Source organism: Microbacterium sp. Root166, from assembly GCF_001427145.1.
Classification (GTDB): domain Bacteria; phylum Actinomycetota; class Actinomycetes; order Actinomycetales; family Microbacteriaceae; genus Microbacterium.
The window spans coordinates 1,571,254-1,588,016 of record NZ_LMGL01000001.1; the positions used below are offsets into that span (position 1 = coordinate 1,571,254).

Annotated in this window: 15 protein-coding genes; 7 read left to right on the forward strand and 8 right to left on the reverse strand. The window is 69.3% G+C overall.

Annotated features, from left to right (window positions below):
• Positions 1-44 precede the first annotated feature (44 nt).
• The 3 genes from ASD56_RS07100 to ASD56_RS07110 are packed head-to-tail and all read right to left on the reverse strand — an operon-like array spanning position 45 to position 2,903.
• Positions 45-365 (reverse strand): metal-sensitive transcriptional regulator, encoded by a 321-nt coding sequence (locus ASD56_RS07100; RefSeq protein ID WP_055962974.1) that lies wholly within the window; start codon positions 363-365, stop codon positions 45-47.
• Positions 349-2,691: a heavy metal translocating P-type ATPase gene (locus tag ASD56_RS07105; protein WP_055962977.1), complete on the reverse strand. Its 2,343-nt coding sequence runs from the start codon at positions 2,689-2,691 to the stop codon at positions 349-351. The genes ASD56_RS07100 and ASD56_RS07105 overlap by 17 nt, the downstream gene beginning before the upstream one ends.
• Positions 2,691-2,903, reverse strand: coding sequence for a heavy-metal-associated domain-containing protein (locus tag ASD56_RS07110; RefSeq protein WP_055962979.1), 213 nt, complete (start codon positions 2,901-2,903; stop codon positions 2,691-2,693). Before ASD56_RS07110 ends, ASD56_RS07105 begins: the two co-directional genes overlap by 1 nt.
• A gap of 242 nt (positions 2,904-3,145) precedes the next feature.
• On the opposite strand from ASD56_RS07110, the gene ASD56_RS07115 reads away from it, so the two are divergent.
• Complete coding sequence (locus tag ASD56_RS07115; protein WP_055962981.1) at positions 3,146-4,429, forward strand: ABC transporter substrate-binding protein; 1,284 nt, start codon at positions 3,146-3,148, stop codon at positions 4,427-4,429.
• Between the two features lie 117 nt (positions 4,430-4,546).
• Here ASD56_RS07115 and ASD56_RS07120 read toward each other — a convergent pair whose 3' ends face one another.
• The 4 genes from ASD56_RS07120 to ASD56_RS07135 form a co-directional block, all read right to left on the reverse strand.
• The gene (locus ASD56_RS07120; protein ID WP_055963815.1) at positions 4,547-5,263 is read right to left on the reverse strand and encodes an ABC transporter ATP-binding protein; all 717 of its coding nucleotides are present in this window, start codon (positions 5,261-5,263) and stop codon (positions 4,547-4,549) included.
• A gap of 74 nt (positions 5,264-5,337) precedes the next feature.
• On the reverse strand, positions 5,338-6,369 hold the full coding sequence (locus ASD56_RS07125; RefSeq protein ID WP_442922387.1) for an ABC transporter ATP-binding protein: 1,032 nt from the start codon (positions 6,367-6,369) through the stop codon (positions 5,338-5,340).
• Positions 6,359-7,336 carry a branched-chain amino acid ABC transporter permease gene (locus ASD56_RS07130; protein WP_055962984.1) on the reverse strand — a complete coding sequence of 326 codons (978 nt, stop codon included), beginning with the start codon at positions 7,334-7,336 and terminating at the stop codon, positions 6,359-6,361. Before ASD56_RS07130 ends, ASD56_RS07125 begins: the two co-directional genes overlap by 11 nt.
• A 3-nt stretch (positions 7,337-7,339) precedes the next feature.
• Entirely contained in the window at positions 7,340-8,665 is a 1,326-nt protein-coding gene (locus ASD56_RS07135) for an ABC transporter permease subunit (RefSeq protein WP_442922388.1), read from the reverse strand.
• Between the two features lie 294 nt (positions 8,666-8,959).
• Here ASD56_RS07135 and guaB point away from each other — a divergent pair, with 294 nt between their 5' ends.
• Complete coding sequence (gene guaB / locus ASD56_RS07140) at positions 8,960-10,462, forward strand: IMP dehydrogenase (protein ID WP_055962989.1); 1,503 nt, start codon at positions 8,960-8,962, stop codon at positions 10,460-10,462.
• A gap of 27 nt (positions 10,463-10,489) precedes the next feature.
• A complete protein-coding gene (locus tag ASD56_RS07145; RefSeq protein ID WP_055962992.1) occupies positions 10,490-11,113 on the forward strand; it encodes a TMEM175 family protein in 624 nt (207 codons plus the stop codon).
• Between the two features lie 39 nt (positions 11,114-11,152).
• Here ASD56_RS07145 and ASD56_RS07150 read toward each other — a convergent pair whose 3' ends face one another.
• A complete protein-coding gene (locus ASD56_RS07150; protein ID WP_055962995.1) occupies positions 11,153-12,607 on the reverse strand; it encodes an MFS transporter in 1,455 nt (484 codons plus the stop codon).
• A 95-nt stretch (positions 12,608-12,702) separates the two neighbouring features.
• Here ASD56_RS07150 and ASD56_RS07155 point away from each other — a divergent pair, with 95 nt between their 5' ends.
• The 4 genes from ASD56_RS07155 to ASD56_RS07170 all read left to right on the forward strand — a co-directional run bounded on the left by ASD56_RS07155 (position 12,703) and on the right by ASD56_RS07170 (position 16,740).
• Positions 12,703-13,344 (forward strand): TetR/AcrR family transcriptional regulator, encoded by a 642-nt coding sequence (locus ASD56_RS07155; protein ID WP_157535791.1) that lies wholly within the window; start codon positions 12,703-12,705, stop codon positions 13,342-13,344.
• A gap of 110 nt (positions 13,345-13,454) precedes the next feature.
• Positions 13,455-13,733 carry a DUF2277 domain-containing protein gene (locus ASD56_RS07160; RefSeq protein WP_055963001.1) on the forward strand — a complete coding sequence of 93 codons (279 nt, stop codon included), beginning with the start codon at positions 13,455-13,457 and terminating at the stop codon, positions 13,731-13,733.
• Between the two features lie 76 nt (positions 13,734-13,809).
• On the forward strand, positions 13,810-15,498 hold the full coding sequence (locus ASD56_RS07165; RefSeq protein ID WP_055963011.1) for an ABC-F family ATP-binding cassette domain-containing protein: 1,689 nt from the start codon (positions 13,810-13,812) through the stop codon (positions 15,496-15,498).
• 123 nt (positions 15,499-15,621) lie between these two features.
• The gene (locus tag ASD56_RS07170) at positions 15,622-16,740 is read left to right on the forward strand and encodes a GuaB3 family IMP dehydrogenase-related protein (protein WP_055963821.1); all 1,119 of its coding nucleotides are present in this window, start codon (positions 15,622-15,624) and stop codon (positions 16,738-16,740) included.
• Positions 16,741-16,763: the final 23 nt, after the last annotated feature.

The following is a 16,763-nucleotide window of genomic DNA, read 5'->3' on the forward strand; positions in this document are numbered from 1 at the left end:
TCACGCCGAGGCGGAAGGTCGCTTTCGCACAGATGAGCGCCGGGTCAGCGCACGAGGCGCGCGATCGCCTGAGTCGCCTCGGTGATCTTGGCGTCGGCCTCCGCCTCGCCCGAACGTGCCGCGTCGACGACGCAGTGCCGCAGGTGGTCGTCGAGCAGTCCCACCGCGACGGCCTGCAGGGCGCTCGTGAGGGCGCTGATCTGCGTCAGGATGTCGATGCAGTACTTCTCGTCCTCCACCATCTTGTGGATGCCGCGCGCCTGCCCTTCGATCCGCTTCAGGCGGTTGAGGTACTTGTCCTTGTCGGTGATGTAGCCGTGGTGGCTGTGCTCGGCGAGAGCGACGGCCTCATGCGTGGTGTCCACTGTGTGCCTCCTGGGGCGATGCGGGTACGTGTACGGGTGCGGGTTCGGCGACCGCGCCGGAGCGGCTGCGGAAGGACTTCAGCCGCAGGCTGTTGCCGACGACGAAGACGCTCGAGATCGCCATCGCGGCGCCGGCGATCATGGGGTTGAGCAGGCCGAGCGCTGCGAGCGGGATCGCCGCGACGTTGTACGCGAAGGCCCAGAACAGGTTGACCTTGATGGTGCCGAGCGTCGCGCGCGACAGCCGGATCGCATCGGCCGCGCTGCGCAGGTCGCCGCGGACCAGGGTGATGTCGGATGCCTCGATCGCGGCATCCGTCCCCGTTCCCATCGCCAGGCCCAGGTCGGCCTGCGCCAGGGCGGCGGCGTCGTTGACCCCGTCGCCCACCATCGCGACCACGCGGCCCTCGGACTGCAGCTGCCGGATGACGGCGACCTTGTCCTGCGGAAGGACCTCGGCGATCACCCGCTCGATGCCGACCTCGTGCGCGACCGCGTCCGCGGCGGCGGTGTTGTCGCCGGTCAGCAGGATGGTCGAGAGGCCCAGCGCCCGTAATTGCGCGACCGCCTCGGCGCTCGTGGGCTTCACCTGATCGGCGACCACGAGCACGCCGCGCGCCTCTCCGTCCCAGGCCACGAGCACGGCGGTGCGACCGGCGGCCTCGGCGCGATGCTTGGCCTCGGCGAGGTCCGCCGGCAGGGTCAGCGCCCAGTCCTCGAGCAGTCCCGAGCGGCCGACGATGACCGCGTGCCCGTCGACGACGCCTGAGACGCCCTTGCCGGGGACGTTCTGGAACGACTCGACATCGGGCAGCGCGCTGGTCTCGGCGACCGCACCGCGCGCCACCGCCTGAGCGATCGGGTGCTCGGACGCGTGCTCGAGGGCACCCGCCAGTCGCAGCAGCTCGACGCGGTCGGTTCCGGATGCGGTCACGACATCGACGAGGGCCATGCGGCCCGTCGTGACGGTGCCGGTCTTGTCGAGCACGATCGTGTCGACGGCGCGCGTGGACTCCAGCACCTCGGGTCCTCGGATGAGGATGCCGAGCTGGGCGCCGCGGCCGGTGCCGACCAGCAGCGCGGTCGGCGTGGCGAGTCCCAGGGCGCAGGGGCAGGCGATGATCAGGACGGCGACGGCGGCGGTGAAGGCCATCGTCGCGTCGTAGCCGAGGAGCAGCCAGGTCGCGAGCGTGGCGAGGGAGATCACCAGCACGATCGGCACGAAGATGCCCGAGATGCGGTCGGCCAGGCGCTGCACGTCCGCCTTGCCGGACTGCGCCGCCTCGACGAGCCGGGCCATCTGGGCGAGCTGGGTGTCGTCGCCGACCCGCGTGGCCCGGACGACGAGCCGTCCGCCGGCGTTGACCGTCGCGCCGATCACGGCGTCGTCGGGGCCGACTTCCACGGGCACCGACTCGCCGGTGACCATCGAGGCGTCGACCGCAGAGGTGCCCGACACCACGACGCCGTCGGTGGCGATCTTCTCGCCCGGCCGCACCACGAACTCGTCGCCCGCGCGCAGCTGCGCGATCGGGACGCGGGACTCGACCACCGCTCCGTCGGGTCCGGCACGCAGCACGGCCACGTCCTTCGCGCCGATCTCGAGCAGGGCCCGCAGCGCGGCGCCGGCGCGGCGCTTGGAGCGCACCTCGAAGTACCGGCCGGCGAGCACGAACATCGTGACGCCCGCGGCGACTTCGAGGTAGATGTCGCCCGCGCCGTCGCCCGGCTGGACGGACCACTCGAAGGCGTGGGTCATGCCGGGCATGCCTGCGTGGCCGAAGAACAGGGCGTAGAGCGACCACAGGAAGGCCGCAGAGACCCCGAGGGAGATGAGGGTGTCCATCGTGGCGGCGCCGTGACGCAGGTTGATCCAGGCGGCGCGATGGAACGGCCAGGCGCCCCACACCACGACCGGTGCGGCAAGCGCGAGGGATGCCCACTGCCAGTACGTGAACTGCAGCGCGGGGATCATGGCGAGCAGGATCACCGGCACCGAGAGCACGATCGAGCCGATCACCCGCTGCCGGAGGCCGACGAGCTCGGTGTCGGTGACGTCGTGATCGTGCTCACCCCCGGGCTCGGCGGAGGGAGTGGGGAGGACGGCCGTGTAGCCGGTCTTCTCCACCTCGGCGATGAGCTCCTGCGGGTCGAGCCCCGCGGGGGCGGTGACGGTCGCCTTCTCGGTGGCGTAGTTGACGGATGCCGCCACCCCGTCCATCCGGTTCAGCCGCTTCTCGATCCGGTTGGCGCACGAGGCGCATGTCATGCCGCCGATCTCGAGCTCGATGCGCGACCCGGCGTCGGGAGCGGGGGGCGGGATCATCAGACCCGAACCGCTTCATAGCCGGCCTCGTCGACGGCGGCGATGACATCGGCGTCGGCGACGGGGGCGGAGGACTCGATGACGAGCGAGCCGGCCTTTGCGTCCACGGCGATCGCCTCGATGCCTGCGAGCTTCGACACCTCGCCGCGCACCGATGCCTCGCAGTGCCCGCAGCTCATGCCGGTCACCTGGTACTCGGTCTTGTGCGTCATGGGTCTTGCCTTTCGGGGGAATGATCGACTGGATACCCCATCGGGGTACGAATGCATCAACGATATACCGGCTAGGGGTATTCCGGGTCGATGAGAGCGATACCAATGGCCTCGCGCGGCCGATCCATTGCGTTACACATCGTTAACGAACGGCAACATTCCGATGCGTCCCGCGCGGTTAGGTTAGGGACACTGGGTCGGCGCCCGAGTCGAACCCGTGTTCATTCACAGCAAGGAGCAACATGAGCGTCTTCACCCGCTCGCGCAAGGCAGCCCTCGGCACCATTGCGCTCGCAGGCGCCTCCGCCCTCGTCCTCGCCGGCTGCGCCGGCGGTGGCACGGGCGGCGAGACCAGCGCACCCCCCACCGAGGAGCGCGACCTCGCCCTCAAGATCGGCACCATCCTGCCGCAGACGGGCAACCTGTCGTTCCTCGGACCGCCGGAGGAGGCAGGCGTCGGCCTCGCCGCCGCCGATGTCAACGAGGCATCCGGCGACACGGGCCTGACGATCGAGGACATCGTCTGGGGCGACTCGGGCGACACCGACAACAAGGCGTACGCGACCACCATCCAGACGCTGATCTCGGAGGGTGTCTCCGCCGCGATCGGCGCCGCTTCCTCGGGTGTCACGAAGCTGTTCCTCGACGACGCCGTCGCCGCGGGCATCATCACGTTCTCGCCGGCCAACACGTCGCTCGACTTCACGTCGTGGGACGACAACGGCCTGTACTGGCGCACCGCCCCCTCGGACACGCTCCAGGGCGAGGTGCTCGGCAACCTCGTGGCAGAAGACGGCCACGAGAACGTCGCAGTCCTGTACCTCAACGACTCGTACGGCACCGGCCTGAACGAGGTCTTCCAGGAGACCTTCACCGGCGCGGGCGGCACGATCGTCGAGGAGCAGTCCTACAACACCGGCGACACCTCGTTCGACGCGCAGATCAGCTCGCTGATGGCCTCGAACCCCGACGCCATCGTGCTGATCACGTTCGACGAGATCTTCACCATCGGTCCGGCACTGCTGTCCGCGGGCTACCCCGCCGAGCAGCTGTACCTGGTCGACGGAAACCTGAAGAACTTCGGTGCGGACGCCAAGTGGCCGGCCGACGCCAGCATGGAAGGCGCCAAGGGCACCACTCCTGCCGGACCGCTCGAGGCCGACACCAGCTTCCAGGACCGTCTGAACGAGTGGTGGACGGGTGAGGGCAACACCGACCTGACCGACTTCTCGTACGCCAACGAGTCCTACGACGCGGTCATCCTGCTCGCGCTCGCCTCGCTCGCAGCCAACTCGACCGACCCGGCCGAGATCGCCGGCAAGCTCCAGGAAGTCTCTGGCGGCTCCGGTGAGGGCGAGAAGTGCGACAACTACGCCGACTGCGCAGCCATCATCCTCGGTGGTGGCACGGCCGACTACGACGGCTTCTCCGGCCCGATCACGCTCGACGAGAACGGTGACCCGACCGAGGCCACCGTCGGCATCTTCCAGTACGGTGCCGACAACAACTTCGAGCGCATCGGCTGAGTCCCGCGCACGAAAGGAAGGGCCCCGGAGCGATCCGGGGCCCTTCCCCTTTGTCCAAGGGCAAAAGAGAAGAGCGGATGCCTCGGCATCCGCTCTTCTCTTTGCGCTGTGTGCGGGTCAGTTGCCTTCGGTGCCCAGCGTGCCCAGGTACAGGCCGATGACCTTCGGGTCGTTCAGAAGGTCGCGGCCGGTGCCCTCGTAGGCGTCGCGGCCCTGGTCGAGCACGTAGCCGCGGTCGCAGATCTGCAGGCAGCGGCGGGCGTTCTGCTCGACCATGATGATCGTGACGCCGGCTTTGTTGATGTCGGAGACGCGGATGAACGCGTCATCCTGTCGCACCGGAGACAGACCGGCCGAGGGCTCGTCGAGCAGGAGCACGGCCGGGTCCATCATGAGCGCGCGTGACATGGCCACCATCTGGCGCTCACCGCCGGAGAGCGAGCCCGCACGCTGCTTGAGCCGCTTCCCCAGCTCGGCGAAGATGCCGGTCACGAAGTCGAGGCGCTCGGCGTACTGCTTCGGAGCCTGGTACAGGCCCATCTGCAGGTTCTCCTCGATGGTGAGCGAGGGGAACACGTTGTTCGTCTGCGGCACGAAGCCGACGCCCTTGGTGACGAGCTTGTCGGATTTCAGCCCGATGACGCTGTCGCCGTTGACGTTGACGACGCCCGAGCGCACCTTCACCATGCCGAAGATCGACTTCAGCAGGGTCGACTTGCCGGCGCCGTTGGGGCCGATGATGCCGATCAGCTCGCCCTTGCGGGCGATGAGGTTCGCACCGTTGATGATGTTGATCCCCGGCAGGTAGCCGGCATAGAGGTCGGAGACCTCCACGACGACGCGGTCGGTCCGCGCGGCCTCCGAGGAGCCTGCCCCGGTGGTCGAGGGGGCGGTGCTGGCAGCGTTGCTCACTTGTTCTCCTCCTCGGCGTCGGCGATCCCGGCCTCTTCGGCCTCTTTGATCTCCTCCAGCAGTTCTGCGGCCGACTCGTCGAGGTCGCCGGCGACGCGGCCGGTCACCACGCCGAGGTCGACGTCCTGGTGGCTGCCCAGGTAGGCGTCGATGACGGCCTTGTCCTGCATGACGGTCTCGGGCGGTCCCTCGGCCACGACTCGGCCTTCCGCCATCACGACGACCCAGTCGGCGATGTGGCGCACCATGTGCATGTCGTGCTCGACGAAGAGCACCGTCATGCCGAGGTCCTTGAGATCCAGGATGTGATCCAGGAGCGACTCGGTCAGCGCCGGGTTCACGCCTGCCATGGGCTCGTCGAGCATCACCAGCGTGGGCGAGCTCATGAGCGCACGGGCCATCTCGAGCAGCTTGCGCTGGCCGCCCGACAGCGATGCCGCGTAGTCGTCGGCCTTCGCGTCGAGCTTGAAGCGCGCGAGCAGCTCCATGGCCTTCTCTTCGTTGGCGTCGTCCTGCTTGCGCCAGATCGCGGGGATGATGCTCGAGAGGAGCCGCTCGCCCTTCTGACCGGTCGCGCCGAGCTTCATGTTCTCGAGCACGGTGAGCAGCGACAGCGCCTTGGTGAGCTGGAACGTGCGCACCTGACCCATGCGGGCGACCTTGAACGACGGGATGCCGGACAGGTTCTTGCCGTCGAACGACCACGTACCGCTGTTGGGCTTGTCGAAGCCGCACAGCAGGTTGAACAGGGTCGTCTTGCCGGCGCCGTTGGGGCCGATGAGGGCGGTGATCGCTCCCCGAGGGATCTCGAGGTGCTCGACGTCGACGGCGGTCAGACCGCCGAAACGCCGCGTGATGTTGTCGATCACCATGATGGGGTCGTTCTTGGCGACCCCCGGGACGGGCTCGCCCTTGGCCAGGCCTGTCGTCTTGGGGCGACGGATGCTGCCGGTGGTGGTGGCCGCCGGCGTCGAGCCGGTCACCGGCTCCACCGGCGTGCCGTCGCTCGAGGTGCCGTTATTTGACAAAGGTCAGCTCCCTCTTGTTTCCGAAGATGCCCTGCGGGCGGAAGATCACGATGAGCATGAGCGCGACACCCACCAGGATGAAGCGGAGCGTGCCGGCCTGCACCGACGACAGCGGCAGGATGCCGGAGTTCGCCAGGGCGGGGAGCACGTTGCCGAGGAAGCCCATGATCACCCAGAAGATGACCGAGCCGACGACGGGACCGAACACGGTCGCCGCACCGCCGAGCAGCAGGATCGTCCAGATGAAGAACGTGAGCGAGGTCGTGTAGGTGGCGGGCACGACGGCCGAGGGGAGCGCGAAGACCACGCCGCCCAGAGCGCCGAAGATGCCACCGATGATGAGCGCCTGCATCTTGTAGGCGAAGACGTTCTTGCCGAGCGAGCGCACGGCGTCCTCGTCCTCGCGGATGCCCTTGAGCACGCGGCCCCACGGGCTGCGCATCAGCGCCCACACGAGGTAGACCGCGATGGCGAGCAGGATGATGCCGAACACGCGCACCCACAGCTGGTCGGCGGTCCACGTCCAGGGGCCGAAGCCGTACGTGCCTTCCGGGAACGGGTTTGCCGCGCGGAAGCCGGCGTGGTACCCGCCGAGTCCGTCCGCGGAGTTGGTCCACTCGTCGAACAGCTGAGTGGTCAGCGCCAGACGGACGATCTCGGCCGCGGCGATGGTGACGATGGCGAGATAGTCCGCCCGCAGTCGCAGCGTCGGGATGCCGAGGATGATCGCGAAGACCACCGAGGCGAGGCAGCCGACGATGATGCCGACCCACCACGGCCAGCCGAAGCTGAGGATGGAGATGGCGTAGCCGTACGCGCCGAGGGCCATGAAGCCCGCCATGCCGAAGTTGAGCAGGCCCGCGTATCCGAAGTGCACCGCGAGACCGGTCGCCGCCAGCGCGTACGCGATCGTCTCAGGGCTGAACAGCCAGTAGGCCGTGTTGTTGAGAATCTGTCCCCAATCCATGGCCTAGCCCAGCCTCTCTTTACGGCCCAGCAGGCCTTGCGGCCTCACCAGGAGGATGATGATCAGCACAGCCAGAGCTCCGACGTACTTCATGTCCGGCGGGATGCCGAGCAGGGTGGATAGTTCGACCAGGATGCCGACGATCAGCGAGCCGATGAGCGCGCCGAACGCGGTACCGAGGCCGCCGAGGGTGACCGCGGCGAAGATGAGCAGCAGCACCTGCACGCCCATGTCCCACTTGATGCCGGGGCGGAAGTAGGCCCACAGCACACCGGCGACGGCGGCGAGAGCGGCCGAGAGCACCCACACGATGCGGATGACTCGGTCGACGTTGATACCAGACGCGGCGGCGAGGCCGGGGTTGTCGGAGATCGCGCGGGTGGCCTTGCCGATGCGGGTGCGCAGCAGCCAGTAGGCGACGGCCAGCAGCAGGACGATCGAGACGCCCATGGAGAGGACGTCGATCCACGAGACGGCGATGGGGCCGATGCGGATGTCGCGCGATGCGCCGGCGCCGGGCAGCTGGTACGTGCCACCGCCGATGAAGAACTGGTAGGTGTAGCGGATCGCGAGCGACAGGCCGATGCTCACGATCATGAGCTGGACCAGCCCGAGACCTCGTCGCCTCAGTGGTCGCCAGAGACCGGCATCCAGGACCCAGCCGAAGGCTGCGCCGAAGAGGATGACGATCGGGATGACGATCCACATCGGCAGGCCGATGTTGGCGAAGATCAGCGCGATGATGGCGCCGTACGTCAGCATCTCGGCGTGGGCGAAGTTGGTCAGGCCCGTCGTGCCGAAGATCAGCGAGACGCCGACGGCGGCGAGCGCCAGGAGCAGGCCGAAGTTGAGGCCGCTGACGAGGCGCTCGGCGAGCTGATCGAGGAACGAGGTCGTCAGCCGCTCGCCCTCGCCGAGGAAGAGGTTGATGATCTTCGTGCCGGTGGCGCCGAAGGCGACGTCGAACGACGCGGTCGTCCCGGACTTCGGCTGCGTGCCCTCCGGCAGCAGCGCGGCGTCGACGATGACGCCGTCCGGGAGGGTGTCCTCGTCGACCGTGAGGACGTACTCCTCTTTCTCGGGCACGTAGAGACGCCACTTGCCCTCGGCGTTGGTGACGGTCTCGGCTTCGAAGCCGTTGCCCTCGATCGTCATGGTCACGCCTTCGACGGGCTCACCGTCGAAGGTGATGACGCCGCCGAAGTAGAAACCGGTCTGCTCTTGATCGCCGCCGGGGGTGTCTGGCGCCTCTGCGGACGCATGCGCGCCCGTCGGCGAAGCGAGCAGCACCATCGCGGCTGCCATCAGCACACCGATGAGGACGACCACCCAACGGGCGTAACTCCTCGCGGTCACAGTCGTAGGACCCACAAAACCTCCAGTAGCGGCACCACGCGTCACCGAAGCTCGGGTCGCATCGGCCGTGAGACGACAGTACGAATCTAATGTGTCGTCGGTGTTTCGCCTACTCACCCCCTCATGCGCTATAAGCCGGGACGTCCGGGCGGCCGACGCACGGGAACAAATGGCTTGTTCCGCCGCTTAGAATCGAGTACGGAGCGTCACCGCGCACCGGCCGTCGTCGTCCACATCGAGAAACGCGCCGCGCGCGCAGGAGAACCCATGGAGCACCACGACCCCTTCGGCTTCGTCGGACTGACGTACGACGATGTTCTGCTCCTGCCCGGGCACACCGACGTGATCCCCAGCGAGGCGGACACGTCGTCCCGCGTCACCCGCCGCATCACGGTGGCGACGCCGCTGGTCTCCAGCGCCATGGACACCGTCACCGAGGCGCGCATGGCGATCGCGATCGCGCGCGAGGGCGGCATCGGCATCATCCATCGCAATCTGTCCATCGCGGAGCAGGCCTCCATGGTCGACCGCGTGAAGCGCAGCGAGTCCGGGATGATCACCGACCCGATCACCACGACGCCCGACACCACGATCGAAGAGGTCGACGGGCTGTGCGCCACGTATCGCATCTCCGGTCTTCCGGTCGTCGACGGGGACGGGCGCCTGGTCGGCATCGTCACCAACCGCGACATGCGCTTCGTGTCGGGCTTCGAGCGCCAGACGACGCTCGTGAAGGACGTCATGACCACCGAGGGCCTGATCACGGCCAAGGTCGGGATCGGCGCGAACGACGTCATCGCGACCTTCGCCAAGCACCGCGTCGAGAAGCTGCCGCTGATCGACGACGACGGCAAGCTCGCAGGCCTCATCACGATCAAGGACTTCGACAAGAGCGAGAAGTACCCGCTCGCGACCAAGGACGAGCAGGGCCGCCTCCGCGTCGGCGCCGCCATCGGCTTCTTCGGCGATGCGTGGGAGCGCGCCGAGGCGCTGCGCGACGCCGGCGTCGACGTGCTCGTGGTCGACACGGCCAACGGCCAGTCGGCCGGTGTCATCGACATCGTCACGCGCCTCAAGGCCGACGCGAGCTTCGAGCACATCGACGTCATCGGCGGCAATGTCGCGACGCGCGAGGGTGCGCAGGCACTCATCGACGCCGGTGTCGACGCCGTCAAGGTCGGCGTCGGGCCGGGCTCGATCTGCACCACGCGCGTCGTCGCCGGAGTGGGCGTCCCCCAGGTGACGGCCGTCTACGAGGCCTACCTGGCTGCGCGCGAGGCCGGCATCCCCGTCATCGCCGACGGCGGTCTGCAGTACTCGGGTGACATCGCCAAGGCGCTCGTCGCCGGCGCGGACACCGTGATGATCGGCTCACTGTTCGCCGGCACCGACGAGAGCCCGGGCGAGGTGGTCTTCGTCGGCGGCAAGCAGTTCAAGCAGTACCGCGGCATGGGCTCGCTCGGTGCGCTGCAGACGCGCGGCAAGAAGACCTCGTACTCGAAGGACCGCTACTTCCAGGCTGACGTCCCCACCGACGACAAGCTCATCCCCGAGGGCATCGAGGGTCAGGTCGCGTACCGCGGCCCCGTCTCGGCGGTGGCGTATCAGCTGGTCGGCGGGCTCCGGCAGTCGATGTTCTACGTCGGCGCCCGCACGATCGACGAGCTCAAGTCCAAGGGCCGCTTCGTGCGCATCACCGCCGCGGGGCTGAAGGAATCGCACCCGCACGACGTGCAGATCGTGGTCGAGGCGCCCAACTACAAGCGCTGAGGCTGACGTCGTCGCTAGCCTGACAGCATGATCCGGCAGCGACGGCATCCCGCCGCCACGCAGCGCACCGCGCGGCTGGAGGCGTTCACCGACGGCGTCTTCGCGATCGCGGCGACGCTGCTGGTGCTCGATCTGACGATGCATCCGCTCGGCGACGCGAGCACCGATGCCGGCCTCTGGGCGGCCCTGCTCGACATGTGGCCGCTGTTCCTCAACTTCGCCCTCAGCTTCGTGCTGCTGTGCCTGCTGTGGATGACGCACGTCCAGCAGTTCGAGCACGTGGCCCGCGTCGACGCCATGATGATCTGGCTCAACAACGCGCGGCTGCTGTTCATCGTGCTCGTCCCGTTCGCCACCGGTCTCACCACCGAGTTCTCGGACGAACTGGCCGGCAGGATGGCCATGCCGGTGACGTTCTTCCTGGCGATCCTGTGCAGTCGCCTGCAGTGGCTTTGGGCGACCCGCCATCGCGAGGTGATGCTTCCCGATCTCACCGACGCCCAGGCTCGCGCCTACGGCCGCGGCGCGACCAGCGCTCTGGTCATCGCGGCACTGGTCGTTGCGCTGTCGCCCCTCATCGGGTCCGCCGCCTTCCTGCTGTTCCTCTTCGACGGCGTCCTGACCCGGCTGCTGCGCAGACAGGGCGACTGACGCGACCGGATGCCGCGCCCGCCGCCCTTTCGCGGGTGATCAGCCGACGGGCTGCAGCTCGGCCGCGTCTTCTGCCGACGCCGGGGCCGCGGCATCCGCTGTCGTGCTCGACCGTCCCGACGGCAGCCACAGCGCGGCGATCGTCGCGGCGAGGAGCACCGCCGCGCCCGTGAAGACGGCCGGTCGCGCCGCGTCGACGTAGAGCTCCGGGGTGAGGGCGCCGCCGGCGCTCACGAAGATCGCGGTCATCACGGCCGTGCCGAGGGCGACGCCGAGTTCACGCACGGTCGAATTGACCCCGGACGCCTTCGCGTGGTCGATCAGGCCGAGCGTCGCGAGCAGCGCCGTCGCCGAGGGGGCGAAGACGAGTGCCATGCCCACGCCGGCCATGACGAACGGCACGATCAGCGCGGGGTAGTCGAGGTCGGTGGACATGATCGTCGCGATCCACGCGAGGGCGATCGCCTGCAGCCCGAGGCCGGTCACCATGAGCACGCGCGTGCCGATCCGCGGCGCGAGCATGCCGGCGATCGGCGCCACGAACATCGGCGCGAGCGTCCACGGCGTCGTCTGCAGCGCGGCCTCGAACGGCGTCGAGCCCTGCACGACCTGAAGGTACTGGATCAGGATGAACACCGCGCCGAACGTGCCGAAGCTGAACGCGAAGCCGATGATGTTCGTGACCGAGAACGAGCGGTCGCGGAAGAGCCGCAGCGGCACGAGCGGAGCCTTGGTGCGGGTCTGCCACCACAGGAACGCGGCCAGCAGCGCGGTGCCGAGCACGATCTCGGTGATGACCCCCGCGGAGTCCCAGCCGTCGTCGTTGCCGCGGACGATGGCGTGCACGAGCGCCAGCACGCCCGCCGCGGCGAGCACGGCTCCGGGCACGTCGATCCGCACGCGGGCGCCGAAGTCGTTGCGCAGCACGACGAGCGCCAGCGGGATCGCGATGATCGCGACGGGCACGTTGATCCAGAAGATCGCCTGCCAGTCCCAGCCCTCCATGATGGCTCCGCCGACGAGGGGTCCGACCGCGACGCCGAGGCCCGAGATTCCGCCCCAAATGCCGATGGCCAGGGGCCGGCGCTCGGCCGGGACGGCGCCACTGAGCAGGGCAAGCGACAGCGGCAGGACGCCGGCCCCGCCGAGGCCCTGGATCGCCCGCGCCGCGATGAGCTGGCCGGGGTCGGTGCTCAGCGCGGCCAGCACGGAGCCGAGGCCGAACACCGCGATGCCGATCGCGAAGACGGTGCGGCGCCCGAAGCGGTCGCCGAGGGCTGAGGCCACCAGGATCGCCGCGGCGAAGGTGAGCGTGTACGCGTTGACGAACCACTGCAGCTCCTCGACCGAGGCGCCCATCTGCTCGTGCAGCACGGGGAGCGCGTTCGTCATCACGAGGTTGTCGAGCGTGGCCATGAACATCGGGAGGGATGCCGCGGCGATGACCAGTGCGAACGGTCTGGCCCGGCGAAGGGAAGGGGTCTGGGTAGTCACGAGGGTCTCCAGTAGTAATTGGATGATTACTTACGAGGATCAATGTAGTAATCGACTGATTACAAAGTCAAGTCATCCGCTGATAACCTGTGACCATGACTCCTTCGAGCTCGGACGTCGCCGTCGAGCAACCTGTCGCAGACCCGGTCAAGCGGCTCTCCTCGGATGCCCGCCGCCTCCAGATCCTGCGCGCGGCGCTCGCCGTGTTCGGCGCCCGCGGCTACGAGGGCGCGACGACCGACGAGGTCGCCCGCGCCGCCGGGGTCAGCCAGCCGTACGTCGTGCGCCTGTTCGGGACCAAGGAGGCGCTCTTCCTCGCGACGATCGAGGACGCCCTCGCGCGGATGCTCGCCGGCTTCCGCGCGGCGCTCGCTGACGACAGCGAGGAGCCCGTCGGCAAGCGCATCGGCCAGGCGTACGTCGAACTGCTCGAGATCCGCGGGCTGCACCAGACGCTGGCCTACGCGTACCTCATGGGGAGCCACCCCACCATCGGGCCGGCCGCCCGCCGCGGGTTCGCCACGATGTGGCGCTTCATGCGCGACGAGATGGGCCTGGATGCCGACGAGGCGCGCTCCTTCATGGCCGAGGGCATGCTCATCAGCACGATGATCGGGCTGCGCCTGGTGGACGACTACGGGTCGGATCCGCAGATCACCGAGCTGTTCCGCTCGTGCTTCCCCACCGAGCTCCCGCACGTCCTCGACCTGGTTCCCCGCGGCGCCGAGCCCTGGTGATCTCGGCGCCATAAGAGCCTCCGAGGGGCGCGCGTCAGCAAGCCGGGGGTCTGGGGCGGAGCCCCAGAAAGGGATGACGGATGCCGGACCCCCGGCGTATCGTCGGGGGCATGTGCCGGAACATCCACACGCTCCACAACTTCGAGCCCGCCGCGTCCTCGGACGAAGTGCACGCCGCCGCGCTCCAGTACGTCCGCAAGATCGCGGGCACGACCAAGCCGTCGAAGGCGAACCAGGAGGCGTTCGACCGCGCCGTCCACGAGATCGCGCACATCACGCAGCACCTGCTGGACGATCTCGTCGCCGTCGCGCCGCCGAAGAACCGCGAAGAGGAAGCCGAGAAGGCCCGCGCCCGCGCGATCAAGTCCGGCCGGTACGCCGCGGCCTGACGCGACGCGCGGGAGCCGATAGTCTGGTCGGCTCCCCGAACGGCGATGGATGCCGCACGGAGCAGACAGGATCACCGTGGGGTACATCGACATCGCCGCCGTCTCTTACGCGCTGCCGGACGGCCGGCCCCTGCTGGACGAGGTCTCGTTCCGCGTGGGGGAGGGCTCGACGACAGCCCTGATCGGGCAGAACGGCGCGGGCAAAACCACGCTGCTGCGCATCGTCCGCGGCGAGACCCCGGCCCTGTCCGGCGTCGTCTCGATCGACGGCGGGCTCGGCGTCATGGACCAGTTCGTGGGACACGGCGAGCCCGGACAGACGGTCCATGACCTGCTCATCGCGGTCGCCCCCGATCGCGTGCGGCGGGCCGCGCGCGAGCTCGAGGACGCCGAGGCGGCGATCATCGAGCAGGACGACCTCGACACGCAGATGCGGTACGCCGGCGCGCTGGCCGACTACGCCGAGGCCGGCGGGTACGAGTACGAGACGGTGTGGGACACCTGCACGACCGCGGCGCTCGGCATCCCGTTCGCGCGCGCCCGGTTCCGCGAGCTGACCACACTCTCGGGCGGCGAGCAGAAGCGCCTCGCGCTCGAGGCGCTGCTGCGCGGGCCCGACCAGGTGCTGCTGCTCGACGAGCCCGACAACTACCTCGACGTCCCCGGCAAGCGCTGGCTCGAAGCGCGGCTGCGCGAGACCCCGAAGACCGTGCTGCTGGTCTCGCACGACCGCGAGCTGCTGGCCCGTGCGGCGGACCGGATCGTGACGCTCGAGGCCGGCGGCGCGGGCAGCACGGCGTGGGTGCACGGCGGCAGCTTCCGCACGTATCACCGTGCTCGCACGGAGCGCATGGCCCGCCTCGACGAGCTGCGACGGCGGTGGGACGAGCAGCACGTGAAGCTCAAGGAACTCGTGGCCGCGCTCAAGGTCAAGGCGACCGCGAACGACAGCTTCACGTCCCGCTACCGCGCCGCCCAGACGCGCCTGCGCAAGTTCGAGGAGGCCGGGCCGCCACAGGAGCGTCCGCCCGAGCAGGACCTCGCGCTGCGGCTGCGCGGCGCCCGCACCGGCAAGCGCGCCGTCGTGGCCGAGCAGCTCGAGCTCACCGGGCTCATGAAGCCGTTCGACGTCGAGATCTGGTTCGGCGACCGCGTCGGCGTGCTCGGCTCCAACGGCTCCGGCAAGTCGCACTTCCTCCGCCTGCTGGCGCGGGGTGGCAGCGACCCCGATGCGCGCCTCGGTCACGTGACGACGACGGGGGCGGGCCTTGCCCCGGTGGCCCATTCCGGCCGCGGCGTGCTCGGCGCCCGGGTGGTCCCCGGCTGGTTCGCGCAGACCCACCGGCACCCCGAGTTCACCGGGCGCACGCTGCTCGACATCCTCCACCGCGGTGAAGACGCGCGGGCGGGGCTGCCGCGGGATGCCGCGAGCTCGGCCCTGGACCGCTACGGGCTCGTCGGACAGGCCGAGCAGACGTTCGAGAGCCTGTCGGGCGGGCAGCAGGCGCGGTTCCAGATCCTGCTGCTCGAGCTGTCGGGTGCGACGCTGCTCCTGCTGGACGAGCCCACCGACAACCTCGACCTGGTGTCGGCCGAGGCTCTCGAGGACGCGCTCGGCCGCTTCGAGGGGACGGTGCTCACGGTCACCCATGACCGCTGGCTGGCGCGGTCGTTCGACCGGTTCCTGGTGTTCGGCGCCGATGGACGGGTCGCCGAGTCGGATGTGCCGGTATGGGACGAGGCGCGCGTGGTGCGGGAGCGATGAGCGAGCCGAGACGGTGCCGAGAGTGCACGGGTGACGGCATCCGCTCATCGGTGACGGTGATTCGTGCACTCTCGGCTCCATTCGGGCCGCGGGATGGCGCGCGGGTAGGCTAGGCGGGTGAGCATGGACATCGAACTCGGTCGCGCCAAGCGCGCACGCCGCGCGTACACGTTCGACGACATCGCGGTCGTGCCCTCGCGGCGCACGCGCAACCCCGAGGATGTCTCCACGGCCTGGACGATCGACGCGTTCCAGTTCGACATCCCGGTGCTGGGCGCCCCGATGGACTCGGTCGTCAGCCCCCAGACGGCCATCATGCTCGGTCAGCTCGGCGGCCTGGGCGTGCTCGACCTCGAAGGCCTCTGGACGCGGTACGACGACCCGACGCCGTTCCTGGCGGAGATCGCCGGTCTCGAGAAGGCCGCCGCCACGCGCCGCATGCAGGAGCTGTACTCCGAGCCGATCAAGCCCGAGCTCGTGCGCGACCGCCTGGCCGAGATCCGCGCAGCGGGCGTCACCGTCGCCGGCGCCCTCACGCCGCAGCGCACGCAGGAGCTCTACGAGACCGTCGTCGCGGCGGGCGTGGACCTCTTCGTCATCCGCGGCACCACGGTCTCCGCCGAGCACGTGTCCTCGGTGGACCAGCCGCTGAACCTCAAGAAGTTCATCTACGACCTCGACGTCCCGGTGATCGTCGGCGGCGCAGCCACCTACACCGCGGCCCTGCACCTCATGCGCACCGGCGCGGCCGGCGTGCTCGTCGGATTCGGCGGGGGCGCGGCATCCACCACCCGTGCCACTCTCGGCCTGCACGCGCCGATGGCGACCGCGGTCGCCGATGTCGCCGGCGCGCGCCGCGACTACCTCGACGAGTCCGGCGGACGCTACGTGCACGTGATCGCCGACGGTGGTGTGGGCACCTCCGGTGACATCGTCAAGGCGCTCGCGATGGGCGCCGATGCGGTCATGCTCGGCGTCGCGCTGGCGCGGGCGACCGATGCCCCGGGCCGCGGCTTCCACTGGGGTCCCGAGGCGCACCACGCGAAGCTTCCTCGCGGTCGTCGCGTGAAGGTCGACCAGGTCGCGACGCTCGAAGAGGTCCTCTACGGCCCGGCGCCCGTCGCCGACGGCACGGCCAACCTCATCGGCGCGCTGCGCAAGTCGATGGCCACCACGGGCTACTCCGACCTCAAGGAGTTCCAGCGCGTCGAGGTCGTCGTCGCGCCCTACTCCGCGGGATGAGCACGGTCGTGACCGATCGCGAC